The following is a 24,803-nucleotide window of genomic DNA, read 5'->3' as shown; positions in this document are numbered from 1 at the left end:
CTGGCGAGCGGACAAGCCGCACCAGCACCGGTCAGTCAACGGAAATTTCAGACGCGAAGTCTGCGCGTGGCCAGAAAAACGGGGTCGGGCGGCGGATGCTGTCGCTCGGGTTGGGCCTGCACTGGCAGTGCATGGCCCAGCGAGACCAGCACCAGTGGCATGACCACCATCTGCACGATGGCGGGCAGCGATGGCGTGGCCAGCTTCACCGGCTCGAACGACAGCGACATGTCTGCCGCGTGCTGGTAGCAGAGCACGGGCTGCGCCATGTCCATGCCTTCGCACGGCTCGCCCGTGGCCATCATCTGCGCCATCGAGGACGTGTCGGGCACGCCCGGACAGACGTAGCTTGCCAGCGCCAGCTGCGAGAACAGCAGCGACAGGACCACGAGGAACGCGGTCATGCAGCGATGGAAGGAGGTGCGGCGCATGTGCGGCGGGAGTGTAGCGCTGTTGGCCCGAACAGCGCGAAGCCCGTTTATTTGGCCGGCAGGTACTGACGCGGATCGACGGCCTTGCCGCGGTAGCGGATCTCGAAGTGCAGCTTGGCCTCGTTGCCCATCTCGGCGATCTTCTGGCCCCTTTGCACCTTCTGGCCTTGCTTGACCAGCATGGTCCGCACGTTGGTATAGACCGACATGTAGGAGCCGCCGTGATCGACCATGAGCACGCTGCCATAGCCGCGCAGCGTCTCGGTTGCCGCGACCGAGCCCGCGCCGATCGACAGCACCGCTTCGCCGGGGCTGCCGCCGATGTCGATGCCCTTGTTGCTGCTGCCGTTGAAGCCCGCGACCACCGCGCCCTGCGCGGGCCAGCCCCAGTCGCTGCGCCGGGACGCCGGTGGCACGACGGGGTCGGGCTCGCGGGCCGGTGCCGTGGCCCGGGGCGGCCTTGTGCGTTCGGCGTTGCCACCGCTCCTGGGCGGGGGCGACGCTTCGGACGATGCGCCACCGGGCGGCACCACGCGCAGCACCTGCCCGGCTTCGAGGCGGTCGGGGTCCTGGATATTGTTCCAGCGGACGATGTCGCTCGCCGACCGGCCCGACTTCGACGCGATGCGATAGAGCGTGTCGCCCGGCTGCACGACGTACTCGCCGGGGCCCGCCACCGGGGTCTTGGGTGTCGTGGTGCACGCGCCCACCATCAATGCCGCCATCAGCGCGAGGCTCGCGCGCCACTTCCTGCCTGTCACAACCACTACCGGATTCCTTCCTGGAAGACTTGAATCACGCGCCCCCATGTGCCCGGAGTCGCGCTCGAAGAATCCGCAGAGGCTACCAGCAGTCGCTGAAGGGCTGTCCGGCTTCCGGCGCCCTGCTCACTCCAGCCGGGAAAAGTAGAGCCCCGTGAACGCCGGGATCGCGCGTTCGGGATGCCCCGGCAGATGCAGCGAACGCTCCGGCGTCAGCCACTGGTCTTCCAGCGCATAGCCCAGCGCCTCGATGCCGCGCACGAAGCGCAGGCGGTTGTAGATGTGCACCGGCGCATAGCAGTGATCGCCGATGTTCTGGGTGGTCACGAAGTCAGGCCCGGCATACAGCGGCAGCTTGTTCAGCAGGATGTGGCGCGGCCGCGCGCCGGACTGCTGCAGCAGATGGTCGATTCGCCCGGCTTCCAGGTACTGCAGCGCACCGGCGGAAAGCCACACGTCGGCGTCCCTGCCGCTTTGCGCCATGTCTTCGGTGAAGTGCAGCGCCGTGGCATGGTTCGTTGCGGCCAGGTCGCGACCGATGGACGCGATGGCCGGCACTTCGGCGACATGCCAGGCCAGGTTGTCCGGCATTTCGAAATAGCGGCGGTAGGCGTAGTAGTGCACCCCGACCGATCCGCCGATGTCCAGCAATGACGCGGCGCCGTTGCGAAACGCGCGTTCCAGCCACCACATCACCGGATAGTCGTAGGCAAAGATGCGCTGCGTGCGGACCTGCACGTACTCCTGGGCGAGTGCGGCATGGTCGAACTCCGCGCTGGGCGGAAGCCAGGCGCGGGCCGCGTCGAAGCTTTCGAACACGCCGAAGCAGGCGCCGAAGCCCTGCGGCGTAAAGAACTGCCTGCGCTTCAGATGCAGCATGGCGGGGCGCGCAATCGGGTCGGCCAGCGCGTGACGCAGTTGCCGGCCCATCGTGAGAACGTTCATGGTCATGGTGTCTCTCCTGTGTCGGATCCGGGTCATGCCGTTGCCATCGGCTCTTCATGCACCACGCGCCTGGCGATGCACATGAGGGACAACGCGCTCGCGGGCGCCGCCGGGTCGCGGCCCGACAGCACATTGCCCATGCGGTACTTCCATTGCGCGGGGCCGACGCTGCCGCTCAGCGCCTCCGCCCCGACCTGGTGGTTGTGCGGATGAACGCTGACCTCGAAGCCCAGCGGCTCCAGCGTCTTCCTGAAGAACTCGTTCGTGACGCCGTCGCCGGGCCGGTGATGCACTTCCGTCTTCAGCCCCCACGACTGCTGGCTGCCGGTCTTGTGAAAACCGTGCCGCGTCGCGCGATAGACCCACAGCCGCGCGTCCCACATCAGCCGGGCCAGGCCCTTGTAGTCCCACGCGGTCAATTGCGGGTCGTGGTCGGTGATGAGGATGCCGTCGGGCTTCACCAGCCGTGCGCCCTCTCGCAGCACCGCACCCATGTCGTCGCAGTGATGCAGCGACGCATTGATGGCCACGATGTCCGCCACGCCCGAGCGAAAAGGCGTGTGCGCCGCATCCGCCAGCACCGCCGTGTAGCCCAGGCTCGCGGCCAGCTCCAGCGAGCCGGCGGCCACGTCGACGCCGATCAGCAGCCTGGGCTTGCCGCCCAGCGTGGCAAAGACATTGCCGGGCCCGCAGCCCAGGTCGATGACGACCTTGTCGGTCCAGTCGCCGCCCGCCGCGAGCCATCTGGCCCTGAAGTGCGTGTCCCGATGGCAGAAGTCCAGGTATTCCTGCGCCCACTCCGCGTTGCCGAAATAGATGGCGTTGGCGGTCAATGCATCTGAATTGTTCGGAAGAATCGACTCGAAGTAGTGATTGCAACGCTTGAGAACTACATCGGGTAATAGGATGTCGCTAAGCATTTTTGACTTTCAAGAGAGTTGATTCTGCATAAAAACAGACACTTCGCGAAGTCTTGATTATTTCTGAGTTTTGTACAGATATTTTTTATCCAGTTACAGACTCGATGAATTAATAACAGCGGATTTCGCTGTAAATGCTTCATTCCCCGAACACCTGGCTGTGCGTTTTCCGCATGACTCCCTGCGAGGCGCTCAGACAAATCCAGTTATGCCGACAGAACGATCATTGCCACCCTGACAGGCCTGATCTCCTCTGTTTCTCCCCTTGAGTACCCCGCTTCGCCGACCTCTCCCGACGCCGAAATCCGATCGGCGGACTCACCTCCTTCCCTCAAACCACGCATCAGTTACCTCGTACGTGACAGTTCGGGTAGTACGTTTTAGAAATAACCTTGTCTAACTGTAACTTAGGCCTAAAGGCCGCACATTCCCGGTAGCAAACCTCCTAGTATTCAGTCAAGAAAAACGAATAGATCCACCTCAGAACGCCAATTGAATGGGCGGTATTTTCGCGCATTCAATTAATTCCAATGTATTTATTCCCCGGGTGTTTACATGGAAATTCAAACTGTTTCGCCAGCACGCCGCGGCGCTCCGGATTTGCTTCTGGGCGACCTCTTCGTGCCGCGATCCAACCCGGAAAAAGCAAAGGGCCGGCACGCCGGTTCGCTGACGCTCGATGCGCAATTCGCGCAATGCCAGGCGCAGGCTCTCGCCGCCACCAGCCATTTGCCAGACACCCTCTTCGCCGGCGCATGGCTGCTGCTGCAGTCGCGCTGGCTCGGCACCCTGTGGCCTGCACTGTGTGAGGCAAGGCACGGAACGATCACCGTCGCGTTCGATGCCACGAAGACGGCCAGCGCCTGGCTGACTGAACTGGACGCCGGCCGCCGTGCCGCATCCGCAACGCCGCGGGCCGGCGCCGTGCCCGCCTCACTCTGGCTGCGCGATGACGTGGGCCTTGCCGAAGTGGATGCCGATGCGCCCGTCAGGCTCTGGCTGAGCGGCACCGCGCCGGACGCACCGCTGCGCCTTCATATGGATGCGGCAGCGAGCCTGATGGACATCGGCGCGCTCGAACAACTGCTCGCGGCCCTCGCCGACACGGCCGCTGATCTGCTGGCCCGACCCGACGCCGCGTTGAGCGACATCCGCACCCTGCCGGCCGGCGACCTCGACGCCCAACTCACCGCATGGACCACCGCGCCCGCGCCTGTAGACCGCGCGCTCACCGTCACCGGCCTGTTCAGCCGGCAGGCGGCCGCTTCCCCCGACGCCGTCGCGCTCGCCGAGGGCGACGCGCACATGACCTACGGTGAACTCGACCAGCAATCCGTCCGGCTCGCGCATAGCCTGCAAGACGCGGGCGTGCACGCGGGCGACAGCGTCGGCCTGCTGCTGGACCGCTCGATGGCCGCCATAGTTGCACTGCTCGGCATCCTCAAGGCCGGTGCAGCTTACGTCCCGGTGCCGACCGATTTCCCGCCCGAGCGGATCGCCTACATGCTCGGCGAGGCGCGCACCCGGCAGGTGATCACGACCCAGCCGCACCGCCACCTCGTGCCCGCGACGCAAGCCGTTCTGCTGTTCGACGATTGCATCGGCAATACAGATCGCAGTGCTTGGAATGAACCTGCCATCGCCGGCGAATCGGTGGCCTATGTCATGTACACCTCGGGCTCCACCGGCACGCCCAAGGGCATCGAGATCTGCCATCGCGCGATCCTTCGCCTTGTTGTCGGTGTCGATTACGTGCAGCTCGCCCCCGGCCTCGCGATGCTGCACGCCGCGCCGCTTGCCTTCGACGCCGCCACGCTCGAAATCTGGGGCCCGCTGCTCAACGGCGGCCGCTGCGTGATCCACGGCGAACGCGTGCCCACCGGCGCGGGCCTTGCGCACACCATCGCGCAGCACGACGTGCACACGGCCTGGCTGACGGCCGCGCTCTTCAACGCCGTGGTCGACGACGACCCGGCACATCTGAAGGGCCTGCGGCACCTGATCACCGGTGGCGAAGCCCTGTCGGTGCCGCATGTGCAACGCGCCCTCGCCGCGCTCCCCGGCCTGGCGCTGAGCAACGGCTACGGCCCGACCGAATGCACCACCTTCGCGGCCACGCACCGCATTCCGTCCGCGCTGCCGGCCCGCCTGCGCTCGGTGCCGCTCGGCCGTCCGATCAAGGACACCGTGCTGCGCGTGCTGAGCCCTTCGATGGCGTTGCTGCCCTCCGGCTTCGTGGGCGAGCTGTGCATCGGCGGGCATGGGCTGGCCCGTGGCTACCTGCAGCAACCCGCGCTCACCGCGGAGCGCTTCGTGCCCGATCCCTTCGGTGGCCCCGACGACCGGCTCTATCGCACCGGCGACCTCGCACGCTGGCTGCCCGACGGCACCATCGAGTTCATCGGCCGGCGCGACGGGCAGGTGAAGATCCACGGGCACCGCATAGAGACCGGCGAGGTTGAAGCGGCCATCCTTGCCCACCCCGAGGTGCAGTCCTGCGCCGTCGTCGCGCGGCCCGATGGTGACGGGCAACTGCGCCTCGTGGCCTACCTCGTCGCCCGGTCGCACAAGCTCCCGTGGGACACGCTGCGCGCCCACCTCGCGACCCGCTTGCCTGCCGCGTTGATTCCCTCCGCGCAGGTGTGGCTGGCGCAGCTTCCGGTCACGCCCAACGGCAAGCTCGATCGCAATGCCCTGCCCGAGCCCGCCGGCGAGCGCCCCGACCTGGCCCAGCCCTTCGAGGAAGCGCGCGATGGCGCCGAGCAGCAAGTGTGCGAAGCCTTCGCCCGCGCGCTCCGCATCCAGAAGGTCGGGCGCAACGACAACTTCTTCGATCTCGGCGGCGACTCGCTGTTGGTGCTGCAGGTGCTGGCCGAGCTGCAGCGCGACACCGTGCAGCCTCTGTCGACCAACCTGTTCTTTCGCCATCCGACGCCGCAGGCCATGGCAACCCGCCTGCATCCAGCCAGCGAAGAACCCATCGCGACGCAAAGCAGCACCGCACGTCCCGCCACAGACACCCTCGATGCCGTCGCGCTGATCGCCACGGCCGGCCGCTTCCCCGGCGCTGCCGACGTCGAACAGTTCTGGGACAACCTCGTCGCCGGCCGCGACACCATCAGTTTCTTCGACGACGCCACGCTAGACGCCGGCATCAGCGAGGCCCTGCGCACGGACCCGGCCTATGTGCGCGCACGCGGCGTGATCGACGGCATCGAGGACTTCGACGCGGCCTTCTTCGGCATCGGCCCGAAAGAAGCGGCGCTGATGGACCCGCAGCAGCGCATCTTTCTGGAAATCTGCTGGGAATGCATGGAGCGCGCAGGCTATGTGCCCGACGCCGCACCCGGCCCGGTGGGCGTGTACGCGGGCATGTACAACGCCAGCTACTTCCAGCGCCACGTCGCCACGCGGCCCGATCTGGTGGAAGCGGTCGGCGAGTTCCAGGTGATGCTGGCCAACGAGAAGGACTACATCACCACCCGCGTGGCCAACCGGCTCAACCTCACGGGCCCGGCCGTCAGCGTGCACACCGCCTGTTCGACCTCGCTGGTGGCCGTGGCGCAGGCCTTCCATGCGCTGCGCACCGGCCAGTGCTACATGGCACTCGCGGGTGGCGCCTCGGTCACCTGCCCGCCGCGCAGCGGCTACCTCTACAACGAGGGCTCGATGCTGTCGCCCGACGGGCACACGCGCAGCTTCGATGCGAAGGCCCAGGGCACCGTCTTCAGCGACGGTGCGGCGGTCGTGCTGCTGAAGCGGCTGGCGGACGCGCAGGCCGATGGCGACACCATCTACGCGGTGCTGCGCAGCGCCTGCGTCAACAACGACGGCGGCGCCAAGGCCAGCTTCACGGCGCCCAGCGTCGACGGACAGGCGGCGGTGATCCGTGCCGCGCTGGCGGCGGCGAATGTCGACGCCCGCAGCATCTCGTATGTGGAGGCGCATGGCACGGCCACGCCGATGGGCGATCCGATCGAGGTCGAGGCGCTGGCCGTGGCCTTTGCCGAACACACCGATGCGCTGGACTTCTGCACGCTCGGCTCGCTCAAGAGCAACGTGGGCCACATGGTCACGGCTGCGGGCGCGGCCGGGCTCATCAAGACCGCGCTGTCGCTGCACCACGGACTGATTCCGCCGACGGTGCATTTCAACGCGCCGAATCCGGTGATCGACTTCGCGCGCACGCCGTTTCGCGTGAGCAACGTGCTGCAGCCCTGGCCGCGCGCCGATGTGCCGCGCCGTGCGGGCGTCAGCTCCTTCGGCGTCGGCGGCACCAACGCGCATGTGGTGGTCGAAGAGGCACCGCTGCGGCCGGCCCCGGCGACCGTGGCGGGCTATCAGGTGCTGCCGCTGTCCGCCCGTTCCGAAGCCGCGCTGGCCGTGGCGACCGAACGGCTCGCGGCGCACCTCGAAACGCACCCGGAGCTGTCGCTGCCCGATGCCGCGTACACATTGAGCGTCGGCCGCAAGGTCCACGCCTTCCGTCGCGCCGTGGTGGCCGGCGATGCCGCCGAAGCCATCGCGGCCTTGCGCGACGAAGCCTCCCCGTGGCGCACCAGCGGCAGCATCGCTTCGCGTGCCCCGCAACTCGTGTTGATGTTCCCGGGCCAGGGTGCGCAGTACGCGGGCATGGGCAAGAACCTGCATGCGCACGATCCGGTGTTCGCGGCAGCGTTCGACGATGGCCTGCGCGCCTTCGACGGCGCCATGGACTTCGACCTGCGCGCGCAGATGTTCAGCGTCGACGCGCAATCGCTCGCGCCCACCGCCATCACGCAACCCGCCATCTTCACGCTCGAATACGCGCTGGCGCAGCGGCTCCTTGCAATGGGTGCGCGGCCGCAGGCGCTGATCGGCCACAGCGTGGGCGAGTTCGTCGCGGCGGTGCTGGCGGGCGTGATGCGGCTCGAAGACGCAGCCCGGCTCGTGGCCCGCCGTGGCGCGCTGATGCAGGCGCAGCCGGCCGGCGCGATGCTGTCGGTGCGGCTCGGTGTCGCCGACCTGTTGTCGCGGCTCGGCCCGTCGCTGTCGCTCGCGGCGGAAAACGGCCCCACCGCCTGCGTCGCCGCCGGCCCCTTCGAGGCCATCGCAGCCCTGCAGGCAACGCTGGACGCAGAAGGCATTGCCAACCGGCCGCTGCAGACCTCGCACGCCTTTCACTCTTCGATGATGGACGCGGCCGTCGCGCCCTTCGAGGCACTGGTGAGCCAGGTCGCGCTGCATGCGCCGCTCATCCCGATCTTCTCGACGCTCACGGGCCGACTGCTCGAAGCAGAAGAAGCGACCAGCGCCGCCTACTGGGCCCGCCACCTGCGCGACACCGTGCATTTTTCGCCGGCGGTGCGCAGCGCGATGGCGCACATGGCCCATCCCGTCTTCGTGGAGGCCGGTCCGCGCAACACGCTCTCGACGCTGGTGCGCCAGCACGGCGCCAACGCAGCCGTGCCCCTGCTGCACGGCGAGCCGGCCGACGAAGCCCGCACGCTGCGGCTGGCATTCGCAAGGCTCTGGTCATGCGGCGCCGAGATCGAACTCTCGCGCCTTGCCGCTCATGCCGGCGCGCAGCGCGTGTGCCTGCCCACCTATCCCTTCGAGCGCAAGCGCTTCTGGATCGACATCGCAACCCGTCCGGCCGCCTTGCCGACCTCGCCCGCCCTTTCCGTCCCCTCAATTCCACTGGAGCCGATCGTGACAGCTGCAGCGCCCTCGCCTCTTCCGCCTTCTTCTCCCGCCTCGTCGACCCCTTCCATGGATGCGCGGCTGCGCACCCTGTTCGAGGACATCTCCGGCATCGACATGGCCCAGGCCGAGGGGCACGCACTCTTCGCCGAACTCGGACTGGATTCGCTCACGCTGACGCAGGCGGCCACGCAGATCAAGAAGCGCTTCAAGGTGAACCTGAGCTTCAGGCAGTTGATGGAGAACTACCGCAGCTTCGACACCCTTGCAGCCTTCCTGCGCGAGAGCCTGCCACCCGAAGCGGTGCCCGTGGCCGAGCCGGTGGAAGCCGTGCTGGCCAGCCAGCCGCTTCAACCCGTCCCCTACCCGGTGCAACAGTTGCGGCCGCTGCAAGCCGGCGATCTGAACGGCACGCAGCTTCCCCAATTGATTGCGCAGCAAATGGAATTGATGCGCCAACACCTGGCGCTGCTGTCGGGCACGGTGACGGCCGCGCCCTTCGTGCCCTCGCAGGCAACACAGATGCTGGCCGTCGCTACGCCCGCCACATCGCCAGTTTCCGAGCCAGAGGCAGCGAAGGAACCGCTGCGCTATGACGTCGCCAAGGCATTCGGCGCCATCGCCCGCATCCACACCCAGCGCACCACCGAGCCCAGCGGCCGCCAGAAGGCCCGGCTCGCGGCCTTCCTGCGACGCTATGTGGAACGCACCCGCAAGAGCAAGGAATTCACCGAGGCGAACCGCGCCCACATGGCCGACCCGCGCGTGGTCAATGGCTTTCGCCCGGTGACGAAGGAGATCACCTACCAGATCGTCATCGAACGCTCCAAGGGCTCCAGGCTCTGGGACATCGACGGCAATGAATACGTCGATGCGCTCAACGGCTTCGGCATGAACATGTTCGGCTGGCAGCCCGATTTCGTGCAGGAGGCCGTGCGCCAGCAGCTCGACGCTGGCTACGAAATCGGGCCGCAGCATCCGCTGGCCGCCGATGTCACGCGCCTGATCTGCGAACTCACCGGCAGCGATCGCGCCGGCCTGTGCAACACCGGCTCCGAAGCCGTGATGGCGGCGCTGCGCATCGCCCGCACCGTCACCGGCCGCAGCACCGTGGTCGTGTTCACCGGCTCCTACCACGGCACCTTCGACGAAGTGCTGGTGCGCGCCGGCAAGGGCGCCAAGGGCATCTCGGCCGCGCCCGGCGTGATGAGCGGCATGTTCGGCGACATCCGCGTGCTGGACTACGGCACGCCCGAGGCGCTGGCCTTCATCCGCGAGAACGCCGACGACCTGGCCGCCGTGCTGGCCGAGCCGGTGCAAAGCCGCCGCCCCGACTTCCAGCCGCGCGAGTTTTTGCAGGAAGTGCGCGCGATCACCGAGCAAAACGGCGTGTGCCTGATCTTCGACGAGGTCATCACCGGCTTTCGCGTGGCGCTGGGCGGTGCGCAGGAACTGTTCGGCGTGCGTGCCGACCTTGCCACCTACGGCAAGGTGATCGGCGGCGGCTTTCCGGTCGGCGTGATTGCCGGCAAGCGCGCCTACATGGACGCGCTCGACGGTGGAGGCTGGCAGTACGGCGACGACTCGATCCCCGGTGTCGGCGTCACCTACTTCGCCGGCACCTTCGTGCGGCATCCGCTCGCGCTGGCCGCTGCCAGGGCTTCGCTCACGCATCTGAAAGAAGCCGGCCCCACGCTGCAGACCGGCCTGAGCGCGAGCACCGCCGCCATGGCCGACGAACTCACGGCCTGGTGCGTCGCGGTTGGCGCGCCCATCGCGATCCGCCACATCGCCTCGCTGTGGCGCGTGAGCTGGCTTGAAGACCATCCGCTGCAAGACCTGCTGTTCGCCATGATGCGCAGCCGCGGCGTGCACATCCTGGACAACTTCCCCTGCTTCCTGACGAGCGCGCACAGCCAGGAAGACATCGCCACGATCCAGCGCGCCTTCAAGGAGTCGGTGGCCGAGATGCAGGAGTCCGGCTTCCTGCCGCGCCGCGCGGCGGTCGTGACCGGCTTCGATGTACGCAAGCCCTCGCAGGAAGGCTCGGTGCTGGCGCGCGACGTCGACGGCCAGCCCTTCTGGTACGTGCCCGACACCCAGGCATCCGCCCACCTCGTGAATGGAAAGGCCGCCGCATGAACGCCGTTCTTCGCCCCGTCGCCGACATCGGAACGGGCCCCGCCGCCGGCGGGTTCATCGAATGCGTGATCCCGACCACCGAATCGCAGCGCGAGGTCTGGCTCGGCGCCATGCTGAGCGCCGATGCTTCGCTGGCCTACAACGAATCGGTGCTGTTGCGCCTGCACGGCCCGCTGGACAGGCGCGCGATGGCACGGGCCGTGGCGCGGCTGGTCGAGCGGCACCAGTCGCTGCGTTCCACCATTGCGCCAGACGGCAGTTGCATGCTGGTCGGCCAGCCTGAAGCAGACCCGCTGGCTCTGAAAGACCTGGGCGCGCTCGCCCCGCAAGCCCGCACGCAGGCGCTGGAAGCGGCGCGCAACGCGGCGGTGAGCACGCCGTTCTCGCTGGAGCGCGGCCCGCTGTTCCGGGCGGTGCTGTTCCGGCTCGACGACAACGCGCACGAACTCGTCATGTCGGCGCACCACGTGGTCTGCGACGGATGGTCCTGGGCGGTCATCACCGAGCAGCTCGGCCATCTTTATGCCGAACAGACCGGCAACGGACTGCGGCTCAAGGCGGCGCCTTCCTTCGCGGACTTTGCCGCCGAAGAAGCCGCAGAGGCCGCGCAGCCCGACATGCAACTGCATGTGGACTACTGGCTGGAGCGTTTCGCCGGCGGTTCGCTGCCCGTGCTCGACCTGCCGCTGGACCACCCGCGCCCGGCGGTGCGCACCTTCGCCTCGCGCCGCACCGAGCGGCTGCTCGACCGGCGCCTCGTGAGCAGCCTGCGTTCGATGAGCGCCCGAACCGGCGCCAGCCTGTTCGTCGGCCTGTTCTGCGGCTTCGTGGCCACGCTGCACCGGCTCACCGGGCATGACGACATCGTGGTCGGCATCCCTGCGTCCGGCCAGTTGGCGCGCGACATGCCCGGCCTCGTCGGCCACTGCGTCAACCTGCTGCCGCTGCGCGTGACCGCGCATGCACAACTGCGCTTCGATGCGCTGATGGGCGAATGCAGCACCGCTGTGCTTGATGCCTTCGAGCACCAGTCGCTGACCTACGGCGCGCTGCTGGGGAAGCTCTCGCTGCAGCGTGACGCCAGCCGGCAGCCCTTGGTGAGCGTGATGTTCAACGTCGACCCCGACGTCGCGGTCGGCGCGCAGAGCTTCATCGGCCTCGAAGTCACGCAGGACACCGTGGGGCGCCAGTACGAGAACTTCGAGCTCTTCCTGAACCTGAGGCCCTTCGACGGTGGCCTCGTGGTCGAAGCGCAATACAACACCGACCTGTTCGACGAGACCAGCGTGCAGCGCTGGCTCGACATGTTCGAGTGTGTGCTGCGCTCGGCCGCACGCAGCCCCGCCGAAGCGATCGGCCGGCTCGAAGTGCTGTCGCCCGACTCCACCGATGCGCTGCTCGCCCTGCAGCCACGGCCCACGGACCTTGTGGGCGAACCCTTTGCCCACGCCGGCTTCGTGGCGCGCGCCTTGCGGCAACCCAGGCATCCCGCGATCCGCGACGGCGCGCGAAGCCACAGCTACGAAGAGCTTGATGCCCAATCCAACCGGCTGGCCCATGCACTGCGCGAACGCGGCATCGGCCGGGGCCAGCGCGTCGGCCTGTGCCTGGAGCGCGGCATCGACATGGTCGTCGCGCTGCTGGCCGTGCTGAAGTCGGGCGCCGCCTATGTGCCGCTAGACCCCGCCTTTCCGCAGGCGCGGCTCGACCACTACGCAGAAGACGCCCGCCTCGGCCTGCTGCTGACCTCGTCGGACATCGTGGCTGCACCGCGCAACTGGCGCGTCGATGCCAGCGCGCACCTGTTCGAGATCGACCGCGACACCGACTGGCACCAGGCCAGTCCCGACGCGCTGCCGCCCTCCGGTGACGACGCGGAACCCGAAGACGCGGCCTACGTGATCTACACCTCCGGCTCCACCGGCCGGCCCAAGGGCGTGTGCGTGCCGCACCGCGCGGTGGCCAACCTGATCCAGTCGATGCAGCGGGAACCCGGCATCGGCGCGGGCGACCGGCTCGCGGCGGTGACCACGCTGTCCTTCGACATTGCGGTGGCCGAGCTGCTGCTGCCGCTGGCCGCCGGCGCCGAGATCGTGATGGTGCAGCGCGACACCGCGATGGACGGCAACCGCCTGCGCGCCCTGCTCGAAGAAGAGCAGGTCACCATCCTGCAGGCCACGCCCGGCATGTGGCAACTATTGCTCGACGCCCAGTGGCCGGGCGCCCCGGGCTTCAGGGCCTGGATCGGCGGCGAGCCGGTGCGCTCGCGCCTGGCGCTCGAACTGCTCGACCGCTGCGAGCAACTGTGGAATGTGTACGGCCCGACCGAGACCACCGTGTGGTCCACCGCCTGGAACATGCAGCGCGATGTGGTCGCTTCGCGCGGCGTGTCGATCGGCCGGCCCATCGACAACACCGAAGTCTGGGTGCTCGACGACGAGCTGCAGCCCTGCCCCATCGGCGTGCCGGGCGAAATCTGCATCGGCGGCGACGGCGTCACGCTGGGCTACCTCGAGCGGCCCGAACTCACGGCCGAGCGCTTCGTCACGGCCCGCGTGCTCGGTGCCGCAAGGGCGATGTACCGCACCGGCGACCGTGGCCGCTGGCGCAACGACGGGCTGCTTGAACACCTGGGCCGGCTCGACTTCCAGGTGAAGGTGCGCGGCTACCGCATCGAGCCCGGCGAGATCGAGGCCCGCTGCAACGAAGTCGCGGGCGTGTCGCGCAGCGTGGTGGTGGCGCGCGAAGACCACCCCGGCGACGTGCGGCTGGTGGCCTACCTTGCGCTGGTGCCCGGTGTCGATTTCGACCTCGATGCGCTCATGCTGCATCTGCGCGAGCGCCTGCCTGCCTTCATGCTGCCGCAGCACGTGGTGACGCTCAAGGCGCTGCCCACGCTGCCCAACGGCAAGCTCGACCGCGTTTCGTTGCCCGCACCGCAGGCCCTGCCGCGCGACGAAGTGCAGCGCGGCGCGGGTCCGCGCAACGACAGCGAGCGCAAGGTACTCGCCGCCATGGAGCAGGTGCTGAGCCTGCCGGGCCTGGACATGCAGGACGATTTCTTCACCATGGGCGGCCATTCGCTGCTGGCTGCACGCCTGGCCACGCTGCTCAGCCGCGAGTTCCAGGTGACGCTGCCGCTGCGCACGCTGTTCGAGGCACCCACCGCCGAACGGCTGGCCGCCGCCATCGAAGGGCTGCAGGGTGCGGGCGTCGGCGTGCAGGCGCCGCTGGCCTGCACACCCGATCGCGCGTCGGCGCCGATGACGCCGTCGCAGGAGCGCATCCGCTTCATGGAAGAGCTGCACCCCGGCCGCTCGGTCTACAACGCGCCCTCGGCGCAGCGGCTGCTCGGGGATCTCGATGCCCGGCGCTTCGAGGCGGCGGTGCAGGAAATCATTCGCCGCCAGCCCGCGCTGCGCACGCACATGGGTGTCGATTCGCGCAGCGGCCAGCTTGTCCAGTCCATCACGCAGTCTGTGGAATTTGCATTGCCTGTGATCGATCTGCGCGGCATGCCGGCAGACCAGCGCGAAGCCGAGCTGGCCGAGCGCATGCAGGAACTGGCCGACCGGCCCATCGACATCCATCGCGCGCCGATGGCGCATGCAGCCCTGTTCCAGCTCGACGACAAGGACCACGCCTTCGTCTTCGTGCCGCATCACCTGATCTGGGATGGCTGGTCTTTCGACCTGCTGCAGCGCGAGCTGTCGGCGATCTACGACGCATCGGAACGCGGCCGTCCGCATGCGCTGCCCGCGCTCGCCACCACGCACGGCGACTACGCCGAGTGGCTGGCGCAATGGATGGAAGAGCCGACCTTCCAGGAACAGCTCGACTTCTGGCGCCGGCGTTTCGCGCAGGCACCGCTGCCCCGCCTTCCCAGCACCGACATGCCCCGCCGCGCGGGCAAGAGCGGCCAGGGCGGCACCCAGTGGATCAGCATCGACCTGGCGACCACGCAGCATCTGCGCGAAGTGGCGCGCGGCATGGACGTGACGCTCAGCATGCTGACCTTCGGCATCTACGCGCTGACGATGGCACGCGTCATCGGCTCCGATGTCATCGTCATCGCCAACCCGGTGCGCGGCCGCCAGCAGCCCGAGACCGAGGACGTGATGGGCGTCTTCAACAACGTGCTGCCGGTGTCGCTGCGCATCGACCTGCGCCAGACGCTGCCCGAGTTCATGGGCTACGTGAAGCAGGAACTGCTCACGCTCATGAACTACCAGCAGGTGCCCTTCGAGCGCCTGACGGCCGAGACGGGCCTTGGCGCTCAGATGCGCACTTCCGGGCCCTACCAGTCGATGTTCTCGTTCCAGGACGCGCGCGACCGCTCGCGCCGCATCGGCAGCCTGCAGACCCGGCAGATGCACCTGATGCAGCGCGGCGCCACCGACGACATCGGCGTGTGGCTGATGGACAAGTCGCACGGGCTCGAAGGCGCGCTGATCTACAACGCCGACGTGTACCTGCGCGAGACCGGGGCACAGTTGCGCGAGCGTTATCTCGAACTGCTGCGCCGGGTTGCCGACCGGCCCGAGGCGACGCTCGATTACATCGCCAGCGCCGAGGGCTCCACCAGCGCGGCCTACCTGCAAAAGCTCGCGGCGGTCGATACAGCGCACGCAGCCACCGCAGTGCCGGGCGCGAAAAAGCCGCAGCAGAGCCTGCTGAACCCGGCGCATGCGCAGCTCGCGCAGATCTGGGCCGGTGTGATCGGCATCGACGTCAACGACATCCGCGCGAACGACAACTTCTTCGACCTCGGCGGCGATTCGCTGCTGGTGCTGCGCGCCGTGCAGCAGACCGAATTGCTGCTCGGCTACCGCGTGGAGCCGCGCCGCTATCTGTTCGAGAACCTGGGCCAGATCGGCGCCTCGCCGCGCAGCACGGGGCCCGACAGCATGCCGTCGGAACTGCAGGGCCTGCCGCTCGATGGCGCTGCGGCCGCGGCACGCGGCAGCCACGGCAGCGGCCTGCTGGGGCGTGCCTTCGGCGGCTGGCTGCGCAAGGGGTGATCGATCATGGGACACCTCGCATCCGCCCTTTCCATCGACGCACCGGTGTGCCGGTATGTCGACCTGGACAGCTTCACCGACCTGCTGCCGGCGCAGATCCTGTCGGACGAAGAGCGGGCGCGTGCCGCCGCCTTCCGCTTTGCCGCCGACCGGCAGCGGTTCGTGGCCTCGCACATCGCGCTGCGCCAGGCGCTGGCCGAGCATGCGGGCCTGCGGGCCGAGGCCCTGCATTTCGCCACCGGCGCCTTCGGCAAGCCCTCGCTGTCGGGCTGCCCGCGCACCCGCTTTTCGATGAGCCACAGCCGCTCGCTGGCGCTGATCGCCATCGGCGGGCGCGGGCCGCTGGGCGCGGACGTTGAGCAGTTGCGCGCGGTGCCCGATGCGCCGGCGCTCGCCGCGCGGCACTTCACGCCGCGCGAGAACGAGGCACTGGCTGCCCTGCCCGCGCGCGAACGCGACCAGGCCTTTCTGACCTGCTGGACCCGCAAGGAGGCCTGCCTGAAAGCCATCGGCGTGGGCCTGCTGGTGCCATCGGACAGCTTCGAAGTGGGCATTACGCCGGACTGCCGCAGCATCGAGCTGCCGATGGCCGGCCGTATCCTGTGGCTGGTTCTGGGCCCGGCGCCTTCCCGCATGGACAGCGTGGGGTCGCTCGCGGAGTGGCGCGAGACGAACATCCGCGCCACCGCACCGCGCTCCCTGACGGAGGCCTGCGCATGAACCCGCTCGCGCTCATGTTCGGGCCGGCATCGCGCCAGGTCTTCGGGCTGTTCCATCCCGCCGAGCAGGCGCAGGACGGCGACACCGCCGTGCTGGTCTGCCCGCCCTTCGGCCCGGAAGGCCTGCGCACCCACCGCTTCTTCAAGGTGCTGGCCGAGCGCCTGGCGCGCAGCGGCATTGCCACGCTGCGCTTCGATTTCTACGGCTCGGGCGATTCGCCCGGCGACGAAAGCCAGGGCGAGTTCGACGGCTGGCGCCGCGACCTGTGCTCCGCGCACGAAGAGCTGCGCCGGCGTGCGCCTCACGCGCGCATCGTGTGGATCGGTGCGCGCCTGGGCGCCACGCTCGCGGTGCTGGCCGCACGCAACGGGCGCTGCGACCCGGTGCGGCTGGTGCTGTGGGAGCCGGTGATCGACGGCCGGCGCTATGCGCGCTTTCTGCGCGAGCAGCACGTGGCGGCGGTCGATGCCTCGTTCTGCATTCCCGACACCGCATGGCGCCGCAGCCTCGAAAGCGAACCTGCCGCGTTGCCCGAAGAAGCGCTGGGCGCATCGCTGTCGCCCGCGTTGCGCGCGCAACTCGCGGCCCTCACGCCCGACGCGCTGCCGCTCACGGCGCTGCACGACACGCTGGTGCTGGCACCGCCCGAAGACGAGCACACCGCGCAGTGGGCCGCGAGCCAGCAGTCGCGCCACATGCCGGTGCGGCTGGCCTATTTCAAGCACAGGCTGGACTGGACCTCCGACCCGTATCCCAACAGCGCCATGGTTCCGTCCGATGCGCTCAACCGTCTGCAAGGGGCTCTCCATGAATGACATGACGCAAAGCCCGGTCCGCTTCGGCCGCGGCGGCTCGCTGGTGGGCATGGTTACCACCCCCGCGCGGCACGCGCCCGCCCCGGTCGCCTGCCTGATGCTCAATATGGGCGCCAACCATCGCGTGGGACCGCGCCGCATCAACGTCAAGCTGGCGCATGCCTTGGCCGCGCGCGGCGTGAGCAGCCTGCGGCTGGACCTGGGCGGCGTGGGCGACAGCGATGCGCTCGACAACGCGCCCGACCTGCAAACCCGCGCGGTGCACGACCTGCAGGCCGGCATGGACCTGATGGAAGCCACGCTGGGCATCCGGCAGTTCGTGATCGTCGGCATGTGTTCGGGTGCGGAGCACGCCATGTCGACCGCCGCGGCGGATGCGCGCGTCATCGGCATCTCGATGTTCGACGGCTTTGCCTTTCCGCAGCGGCGCGTGCGCTGGGAGCGCACGGTGCGCCGCGCGCTGGCCGCGCCCGTGCATCCGTCGTTCGCGGGCAAGGCCGTGCGCTGGTTCAAGCGCCATCTGCTGCGCACGCAGGCGGCCAGGCCGCTGCCGGGCTTCTTCACCGAATCCATATCGCCCGCGGTCACCGCCGCGTGGTTCGCCACCACCATGGCGCAGCTTGCAGAGCGCAAGGTGGCGATGCAGATGCTGTATTCCGGCTCGCTGCATGTCTGCGACCGTGACCGCGACCAGCTCGGCCCGTTCCGGAACGAAGCCTTTGCGCAGTCGCTGCACTACGAATTCATGCGGGAGGTGGACCACACCGTCTGCACGGCGAAGGGACAGCAGTTGTTCCTCCAGTCCGTCGGCGACTGGGTCACCGACCGCTGTTTCGGCACCAGCACGGAGCGGCGAAGCCAGAGCCGCCCGCTCGCCGGTGCCGGGCGCGCCATGCCCACCACCTGGGCCGCGCCATGACCCCCCGCCAGTACCGGTTCCCGGCCGTCAAGGAGATTTCCATGCAACGCATCGATCCAGCGAAGCCGTCACGCGGCACGCGCACGCTCTCCACCCTTGCCCTGGCCGAGCACCGTTTCCGGTGGCTGGCCCTGGCGATGCTGCTGTCGCTCGGCCTGTGCGGCTGTGCGCCGGGTTTCGGGACACCGGGGCCGCTGAACTTCAACAACGGCGCATCGGGCAACGCGGGTGCAACGCCATCCACGGGTGGCGACGGCGGAAAGATCATCTCCATCACGCCCGACCTGATCCGCGCGCAGATCGCGCAGCGGCCCAAGACGGTGCCCGAAGACGTGCAGCGCCTGTTTGCCGCGCCGCCGGTCTACACCATCGGGCCGGGGGACGTGGTCGGCATCATCGTGTACGACCATCCCGAACTGCTGCCGAATGCCGGCGCGGTCATCGCGCAGCAGACCGACCCGACCGGCGTCAGCGTGGCGCCGGGCTTCATCGTCGGCGCGAACGGCGAGATCAGCTTTCCGTATATCGGGCGCACCAAGCTGCAGGGGCTGACCGAAAGCGGCGCGTCGGAGCTGATTGCGCGGCGCATCAAGGCCTTCATCAAGGAGCCGCAGGTCACGGTGCGCATCCAGTCGTTCCGCAGCCAGCGCGCCTATGTGCAGGGCGAAGTCCGCACACCGGGCCTGCAGATCTTCACCGACATCCCGATGACGCTGTCGGAGGCCATCAGCCGGGCCGGCAGCTTCACCCAGATCGGCGACCGCTCCCGCGTGACGCTGACGCGCGGCAACCGCACGACGGTGATCGACCTGCCGCTGCTGCAGAGCTTCGGCGCCGACGGCAACCGCATTCCGCTGCAGAACGGCGACATCGTGAACGTCGGCACCCGCGAGGACAGCCGGGTCTACGTGATGGGCGAAGTCAGGGCGCCGTCCGCGCTGCAGATGCGCAACGGCCGGCTCAGCCTGAACGAAGCGCTGGGTGACGCGGGCGGGCCCGACCTGCTGTCGTCGGACCCCGGCCAGATCTACGTGGTGCGCAACGCACCCGACGACCTGGACACGCAGCTGATCTTCAACCTCAACGCGAAGAACCCGGTGGCGCTGGCGCTGGCCGATCGCTTCGAGCTGCAGCCGCGCGACGTCGTCTACGTGGACCACGTGCCGCTGGTGACGTGGAACCGCGTCGTCAGCCTGATTCTTCCGGCGGCCCAGGTCGTCAACCTCAGCCGCGACACCGCCCGGCGGTGAGTGCCCGACCCCGCAACACGAAAAGGTGAAACCCATGAACGCGCGTTGGCAACCCCTGCTTCCCGCACCTCCGGGCGCGGAACCCGTCTGGCCCCAGCACTCGAGGTTCCAGGAATACCTGGACATCCTGATCGACAGCCGCTGGCTGATCGCGGGCATCACTGCACTGGTGCTGCTGCTGGGCAGCGCCTACGCGCTGCTCGCACCGCGCGTGTACGAGGCCAACCTGCTGATCCAGGTCGAGGACGCCGACCGCTCGGCTGGCAACTTTCCGGGTGACTCGGCAGCCACCGGCGGCCTGAACGTGAAGACGCCCACCGCCGGCGAAACCGAAATATTGAGGTCACGCATGGTGCTCGGGCAGGCGATGGAAAACACCAAGCTGTACATCACGGCGCAGCCGCACTACCTGCCGCTGGTGGGCGCGTTCATTGCGCGGCACTCGAAGGCGCTTTCCACGCCGGGGTTCCTGGGCCTTGGCAACTATGTCAGCGGCACCGAGCGGATCACGGTCGCGCAGATGGACGTGCCACCGGCCTTCGAGGGAAAGCGTTTCCTGCTGGTCGCGGGCACCGGCGGCAACTACACGCTGACCCAGTCGGGCCTTGAAACGCCACTGCAGGGAACGGTGGGCGTGCCGCTGGACGCCAGCATTCCCGGCGGTGCCCTGCACCTGCTGGTGGGCTCTTTCGAGGCCGAACCCGGCGGTGCCTTCGAGCTGGTGCGCAACTCCAAGCAGCTCACCCTGCTCGGGCTGCAGAACGACCTGCGCGTGATCGAGAAAGGCAAGCAGTCGGGCGTGCTGGACATCAGCCTGCAAGCCGGCAACCGCATGCAGTTGGCCGATGTGCTCAACGAAATCTCGCGCCTGTATGTGCGTCAGAACATCGACCAGAAGACGGCGCAGGCCGAGCGCGCGCTGGCCTTTCTGGGCACCGAGCTGCCCAAGTTCAAGCAGCAGCTCGAACAGTCGGAAGACAGCTACAACCAGTACCGCAACCTGAACGGCACCATCAGCCTGGACGACGAGGCCCGCAATGCGCTGTCGCAAAGCGTGGACCTGCAGGCCAAGCTGCTGGACGCCAAGCAAAAGCGCCTGGACCTTGTCGGCCGCTTCACCGCCGCGCACCCCGCCGTGATGACGCTGGACACGCAGATCGCCTCGCTCAAGAAGGAACTGGGCGGCGTGGACGGGCGCATCCGCCGCATGCCCATGCTGCAGCAGAACTCGCTGCGCATGCAGCGCGACATCAAGGTCAACACCGACCTGTACGCCTCGCTGCTGAACAGCTCGCTGCAGATGCGGCTGGCCAAGGAAGGCAAGGTCGGCAACGTGCGCGTGGTCGACCAGGCGCTGCTGCCCGAAAAGCCGATCCGGCCCAAGGCGTTGATCGTCATGGTGCTGTCGCTGGCGGCCGGGCTCTTTCTGGGCGTGCTCACAGCGCTGCTGCGCAAGACGCTGAAGAAGTCCATCGGCAGCCCGGCGGAGATCGAGGCGCTGACCGGGCTCGACGTCTACAGCACGATCACGCTGAGTCCGCAGCAGCGCGTGCTCGACCGCGCCATCCTGAACGGCCGGCCCGGCGTGAAGCTGCTGGCCGCGCAGTATCCGGACGACCTGGCGCTGGAAGGCTTGCGCAGGCTGCGCACGGCGCTCAAGTTCGTGATGCTCGGCGCACCGAACAACCGCATATTGATTTCAAGTGCCACGCCCGGTGCGGGCAAGACCTTCGTGTCGGCCAACTTCGCGGCGGTGCTGGCGTCTTCGGGCAAGCGCGTGCTGCTGGTCGATGCCGACCTGCGCCGCGGCAACCTGTGCAGCCAGTTCGGGCTGGACCGACACGGCGGCCTGTCGGACGTGCTGGCCGGCAGCCTGCGGATCGAGCAGGCGATCCATCCGCTGGTGCTGCCGCATCTGGACGTCCTGACCACCGGCGAGTTGCCGCGCGATCCGGCCGGCATGCTGACCAGCGACGCCTTTGCGCAGACGCTGGCCACGCTCTCCGCGCGCTACGACGTGGTGGTGGTGGACGCGCCGCCCACGCTGCTTGCATCGGAGACCGCCGCGATGGCGCCTTCGATGGGCACGCTGCTGCTGGTGGCGCGCGCCGGCGACAGCGAAATGGGCGAGCTGCACGAAAGCGCCAAGCGGCTGGCGCATGTGGGCGCTTCGTTCCACGGCGTCGTCTTCAACGGGCTGGACACCAGCCTGCGGCACAACGGCAGCCGCAGTTACGGCTATGGCTACGGCGTTGCGCATTTCCGCGATCGCCCGCTGGGCCTGGCCAACGGGGCAGCGGCGCGCATCGACCCGGAGCAGGTGCCGTCATGAACACGCTGCGCTCGGGCACACCCACGGCATCGCCCGCGCGGCCCGACCGCGCTGCGCCAGCCGTTGCAGCTGCCACTCCGGTCGGTGGCTCGCGGCTGCTCCAGGCCAGCAAGCGCGCGGTGGACATCCTGATGGCCGGCTCGTTCTTCCTGTTCTTCGGCTGGGCCTATGCGCTGATATGGATCGGCGTGCTGTTCACATCCGGCGGCCCCGCCATCTACATGCAGCCGCGCTACGGCAAGGACGGCAGGGTCTTTCGGTTCTACAAGTTCCGCTCGATGGTGCCCGACGCCGATGCGGTGCTGGCCCGCCACCTGCGCGACAACCCGGTGGCGCGGCTCGAATGGACGGTCTTCCAGAAGCTGGAGCACGACCCGCGCATCACCCGCTTCGGCGCCTTCCTGCGCAAATACAGCATCGACGAATTTCCGCAGTTCTGGAACGTGCTCAAGGGCGACATGAGCATGGTGGGGCCGCGCCCCTGCATGTTTGCCCAGAAGTACCTGTACGGGAACTACTGGGACCACTACTGCGCCGTGCGACCCGGTATCACCGGCCTGTGGCAGATCAGCGGCCGCAACGAGGTGAGCTACCGCCGCCGCGCCGCGATGGACGCCGAGTACGTCGCCACGCTGTCCGTGTTGCGCGACCTCGTGATCGTTCTGAAGACCTTCCGCGTCGTGTTCGGCGCACACGGCTCCCGCTAGGCGGCGCCTGTCCGATCAACCCCTTCACCGAAAGCACATATGCGTATCTTTGTTGCAGGTCATCGCGGAATGGTGGGCCAGACGCTGGCAAGGCGGCTGGGCGAACAGGGCCATGAGGTCGTCACGCGCAGCCGTGCGGAACTCGACCTGCTGGACCAGGCGGCGGTTGCACGCTTCTTCGCGACCGAGCCCATCGACCAGGTCTACCTGGCAGCGGCCAAGGTCGGCGGCATCCACGCCAACATGACCTACCCCGCGCAGTTCATCTACGAAAACCTGGTGATCGCGGCCAACGTCACGCACCAGGCTTTTCTTGCCAACGTCAAGCGGCTGCTGTTCCTGGGTTCGAGCTGCATCTATCCGCGCCTGGCCGACCAGCCGATCCGCGAAGACGCCCTGCTCGCCGGCAAGCTGGAGCCGACCAACGAGCCGTACGCCATTGCCAAGATCGCCGGCATCAAGCTGTGCGAAAGCTACAACCGGCAGTACGGCGCCACCCACGGCATCGACTACCGCAGCGTGATGCCGAGCAACCTGTACGGCCCCGGCGACAACTACCACCTGGAGAACAGCCATGTGGTGCCGGCGCTGATCCAGCGCTTTCACCTGGCCAAGATCGGCAAGGCGCCCACCGTGCTGATCTGGGGCAGCGGCCGTGCGCGACGCGAGTTCCTGTATGTCGACGACATGGTCGAAGGCTGCCTGGACGTGATGAACCTCTCGCGCGGTGCCTACGAGCAGCACACCGACCCGATGCGCGGCCACATCAACCTGGGCACCGGCGAAGACGTCTCCATCGCCGAGCTGACCGAGCTGATCCGCGAGGTCGTGGGCTACGAAGGCAGCATCCGCTACGACCTGGCGCAGCCCGATGGCGCACCGCGCAAGCTGCTCGACGTGTCGCGCGCCGCGACCATCGGCTGGCGGCCGACGATGCCTCTGGCCGAGGGGCTGCGGCGCACCTATGCGGACTACCAGTTGGCACAGGGAGTCGCTGCCAACACCCAAGAGGCCGCACATGTCTAAGCGCGCACTCATCACCGGCATCACGGGCCAGGATGGCTCGTACCTGGCGGAGCTTCTGATCGCCAAGGGCTACGAGGTGCATGGCATCAAGCGGCGGTCGTCGCAGTTCAACACGGGACGCATCGACCACCTCTACTCGGATGTGCACACGAAGACAGAGCGCCATCTGCACCTGCACCACGGCGATCTTTCGGACGGCAGCAATCTCACGCGGATCGTGCAGGAGGTGCAGCCCGACGAAATCTACAACCTGGGCGCCCAAAGCCACGTGGCCGTGAGCTTCGAAAGCCCGGAGTACACGGCCGACATCAATGCGCTGGGCACCTTGCGGCTGCTCGAAGCGATCCGGTTGCTCGGCCTGCAATCCAGGACGCGCTTCTACCAGGCCAGCACGAGCGAGCTTTACGGACTGGTGCAGGAGGGCCGCCAGAGCGAGGCGACGCCGTTCTACCCGCGCAGCCCGTACGGCGCGGCCAAGCTCTATGCCTACTGGATCACCAAGAACTACCGCGAGGCCTATGGCATCTACGCGTGCAACGGCATCCTTTTCAACCATGAGAGTCCCCGCCGTGGCGAGACCTTCGTGACCAGAAAGGTCACGCGCGGACTGGCCAACGTTGCGCAGGGTCTGGAGCAGTGTCTCTTTCTGGGCAACATGAACGCGCTGCGCGACTGGGGCCACGCCAAGGACTATGTGCGCATGCAGTGGCTGATGCTCCAGCAGCCGACGGCGGTCGACTATGTGATTGCCACGGGCGTGCAGTACAGCATCCGAGATTTCGTCAGCAAGGCGGCAAAGCAGCTCGGCATTTCGCTGGTGTTCGAGGGCAGCGGTCTGGACGAAGTCGCCATTGTTTGCGCGATCGACGGCGACGACGCGCCGGCCGTCTGCGTGGGCGACGTGCTGGTGCGCGTGGACCCGCGCTACTTCAGGCCGGCAGAGGTCGAAACGCTGTGCGGCGATCCGTCGAAGGCGGCCGACGACCTGGGGTGGGTGCCCGAGATCACGCTGGACCAGATGATTTGCGAAATGGTCGGTGCCGACCTGGAACTGGCCAAGCGCCAGGCGCTGCTTCAGCGCCACGGGTATCACACGCCCATGAGCATCGAGGCCTGAGCGCCGGAGCCCACA

The 24,803-nt window shown here is 68.0% G+C and carries 14 protein-coding genes; 10 read left to right on the top strand and 4 right to left on the bottom strand.

The annotated features are described in order from the left end of the window. Nucleotides 1-47: 47 nt before the first annotated feature. The 4 genes from H7F35_RS28405 to H7F35_RS28390 all read right to left on the bottom strand — a co-directional run bounded on the left by H7F35_RS28405 (nt 48) and on the right by H7F35_RS28390 (nt 2,970). Entirely contained in the window at nt 48-404 is a 357-nt protein-coding gene (locus tag H7F35_RS28405) for a hypothetical protein (RefSeq protein WP_261803388.1), read from the bottom strand. 74 nt (nt 405-478) lie between these two features. Beyond that, nucleotides 479-1,198 carry a peptidoglycan DD-metalloendopeptidase family protein gene (locus H7F35_RS28400; RefSeq protein WP_261803387.1) on the bottom strand — a complete coding sequence of 240 codons (720 nt, stop codon included), beginning with the start codon at nt 1,196-1,198 and terminating at the stop codon, nt 479-481. A 120-nt stretch (nt 1,199-1,318) separates the two neighbouring features. After that, the gene (locus H7F35_RS28395; protein ID WP_187109856.1) at nt 1,319-2,143 is read right to left on the bottom strand and encodes a methyltransferase, TIGR04325 family; all 825 of its coding nucleotides are present in this window, start codon (nt 2,141-2,143) and stop codon (nt 1,319-1,321) included. 26 nt (nt 2,144-2,169) lie between these two features. Beyond that, entirely contained in the window at nt 2,170-2,970 is an 801-nt protein-coding gene (locus H7F35_RS28390) for a class I SAM-dependent methyltransferase (RefSeq protein WP_261803386.1), read from the bottom strand. 642 nt (nt 2,971-3,612) lie between these two features. Between H7F35_RS28390 and H7F35_RS28385 the strand changes: the two genes are divergently transcribed. Genes H7F35_RS28385 through gmd form a run of 10 tightly spaced genes read left to right on the top strand, consistent with a single transcriptional unit; the run spans nt 3,613 to nt 24,788 of the window. Beyond that, on the top strand, nt 3,613-10,881 hold the full coding sequence (locus H7F35_RS28385; RefSeq protein ID WP_187109854.1) for a polyketide synthase: 7,269 nt from the start codon (nt 3,613-3,615) through the stop codon (nt 10,879-10,881). After that, on the top strand, nt 10,878-15,902 hold the full coding sequence (locus tag H7F35_RS28380) for a non-ribosomal peptide synthetase (protein WP_187109853.1): 5,025 nt from the start codon (nt 10,878-10,880) through the stop codon (nt 15,900-15,902). Before H7F35_RS28385 ends, H7F35_RS28380 begins: the two co-directional genes overlap by 4 nt. Nucleotides 15,903-15,908: 6 nt before the next feature. Next, on the top strand, nt 15,909-16,622 hold the full coding sequence (locus H7F35_RS28375; RefSeq protein ID WP_187109852.1) for a 4'-phosphopantetheinyl transferase family protein: 714 nt from the start codon (nt 15,909-15,911) through the stop codon (nt 16,620-16,622). Further along, entirely contained in the window at nt 16,619-17,437 is an 819-nt protein-coding gene (locus H7F35_RS28370) for a serine aminopeptidase domain-containing protein (RefSeq protein ID WP_187109851.1), read from the top strand. Before H7F35_RS28375 ends, H7F35_RS28370 begins: the two co-directional genes overlap by 4 nt. Further along, entirely contained in the window at nt 17,430-18,356 is a 927-nt protein-coding gene (locus H7F35_RS28365) for a hypothetical protein (protein WP_187109850.1), read from the top strand. Before H7F35_RS28370 ends, H7F35_RS28365 begins: the two co-directional genes overlap by 8 nt. 41 nt (nt 18,357-18,397) lie before the next feature. Next, nucleotides 18,398-19,606 carry a polysaccharide biosynthesis/export family protein gene (locus tag H7F35_RS28360; protein WP_187114439.1) on the top strand — a complete coding sequence of 403 codons (1,209 nt, stop codon included), beginning with the start codon at nt 18,398-18,400 and terminating at the stop codon, nt 19,604-19,606. Nucleotides 19,607-19,640: 34 nt separating this feature from the next. Next, nucleotides 19,641-21,938, top strand: coding sequence for a polysaccharide biosynthesis tyrosine autokinase (locus H7F35_RS28355; RefSeq protein ID WP_187109849.1), 2,298 nt, complete (start codon nt 19,641-19,643; stop codon nt 21,936-21,938). Beyond that, nucleotides 21,935-22,645 carry a sugar transferase gene (locus tag H7F35_RS28350; protein ID WP_187109848.1) on the top strand — a complete coding sequence of 237 codons (711 nt, stop codon included), beginning with the start codon at nt 21,935-21,937 and terminating at the stop codon, nt 22,643-22,645. The genes H7F35_RS28355 and H7F35_RS28350 overlap by 4 nt, the downstream gene beginning before the upstream one ends. Before the next feature lie 39 nt (nt 22,646-22,684). Further along, on the top strand, nt 22,685-23,671 hold the full coding sequence (locus tag H7F35_RS28345; RefSeq protein WP_187109847.1) for a GDP-L-fucose synthase family protein: 987 nt from the start codon (nt 22,685-22,687) through the stop codon (nt 23,669-23,671). After that, the gene (gmd, locus tag H7F35_RS28340) at nt 23,664-24,788 is read left to right on the top strand and encodes a GDP-mannose 4,6-dehydratase (RefSeq protein WP_187109846.1); all 1,125 of its coding nucleotides are present in this window, start codon (nt 23,664-23,666) and stop codon (nt 24,786-24,788) included. Before H7F35_RS28345 ends, gmd begins: the two co-directional genes overlap by 8 nt. The last annotated feature ends 15 nt before the right edge of the window (nt 24,789-24,803 follow it).

Source organism: Variovorax sp. PAMC26660 (assembly GCF_014302995.1).
GTDB lineage: Bacteria > Pseudomonadota > Gammaproteobacteria > Burkholderiales > Burkholderiaceae_C > Variovorax.
This window is presented reverse-complemented; position numbering and strand designations above follow the sequence as displayed.

Coding starts and splice junctions, on each gene's coding strand:
- H7F35_RS28375 (WP_187109852.1), top strand. CDS start 15,909: ATGGGACACCTCGCATCCGCCCTTTCCATCGACGCACCGGTGTGCCGG.
- H7F35_RS28355 (WP_187109849.1), top strand. CDS start 19,641: ATGAACGCGCGTTGGCAACCCCTGCTTCCCGCACCTCCGGGCGCGGAA.
- H7F35_RS28405 (WP_261803388.1), bottom strand. CDS start 404: ATGACCGCGTTCCTCGTGGTCCTGTCGCTGCTGTTCTCGCAGCTGGCG.
- H7F35_RS28360 (WP_187114439.1), top strand. CDS start 18,398: ATGCAACGCATCGATCCAGCGAAGCCGTCACGCGGCACGCGCACGCTC.
- H7F35_RS28380 (WP_187109853.1), top strand. CDS start 10,878: ATGAACGCCGTTCTTCGCCCCGTCGCCGACATCGGAACGGGCCCCGCC.
- H7F35_RS28350 (WP_187109848.1), top strand. CDS start 21,935: ATGAACACGCTGCGCTCGGGCACACCCACGGCATCGCCCGCGCGGCCC.
- H7F35_RS28370 (WP_187109851.1), top strand. CDS start 16,619: ATGAACCCGCTCGCGCTCATGTTCGGGCCGGCATCGCGCCAGGTCTTC.
- H7F35_RS28345 (WP_187109847.1), top strand. CDS start 22,685: ATGCGTATCTTTGTTGCAGGTCATCGCGGAATGGTGGGCCAGACGCTG.
- H7F35_RS28365 (WP_187109850.1), top strand. CDS start 17,430: ATGAATGACATGACGCAAAGCCCGGTCCGCTTCGGCCGCGGCGGCTCG.
- gmd (WP_187109846.1), top strand. CDS start 23,664: ATGTCTAAGCGCGCACTCATCACCGGCATCACGGGCCAGGATGGCTCG.
- H7F35_RS28385 (WP_187109854.1), top strand. CDS start 3,613: ATGGAAATTCAAACTGTTTCGCCAGCACGCCGCGGCGCTCCGGATTTG.
- H7F35_RS28395 (WP_187109856.1), bottom strand. CDS start 2,143: ATGACCATGAACGTTCTCACGATGGGCCGGCAACTGCGTCACGCGCTG.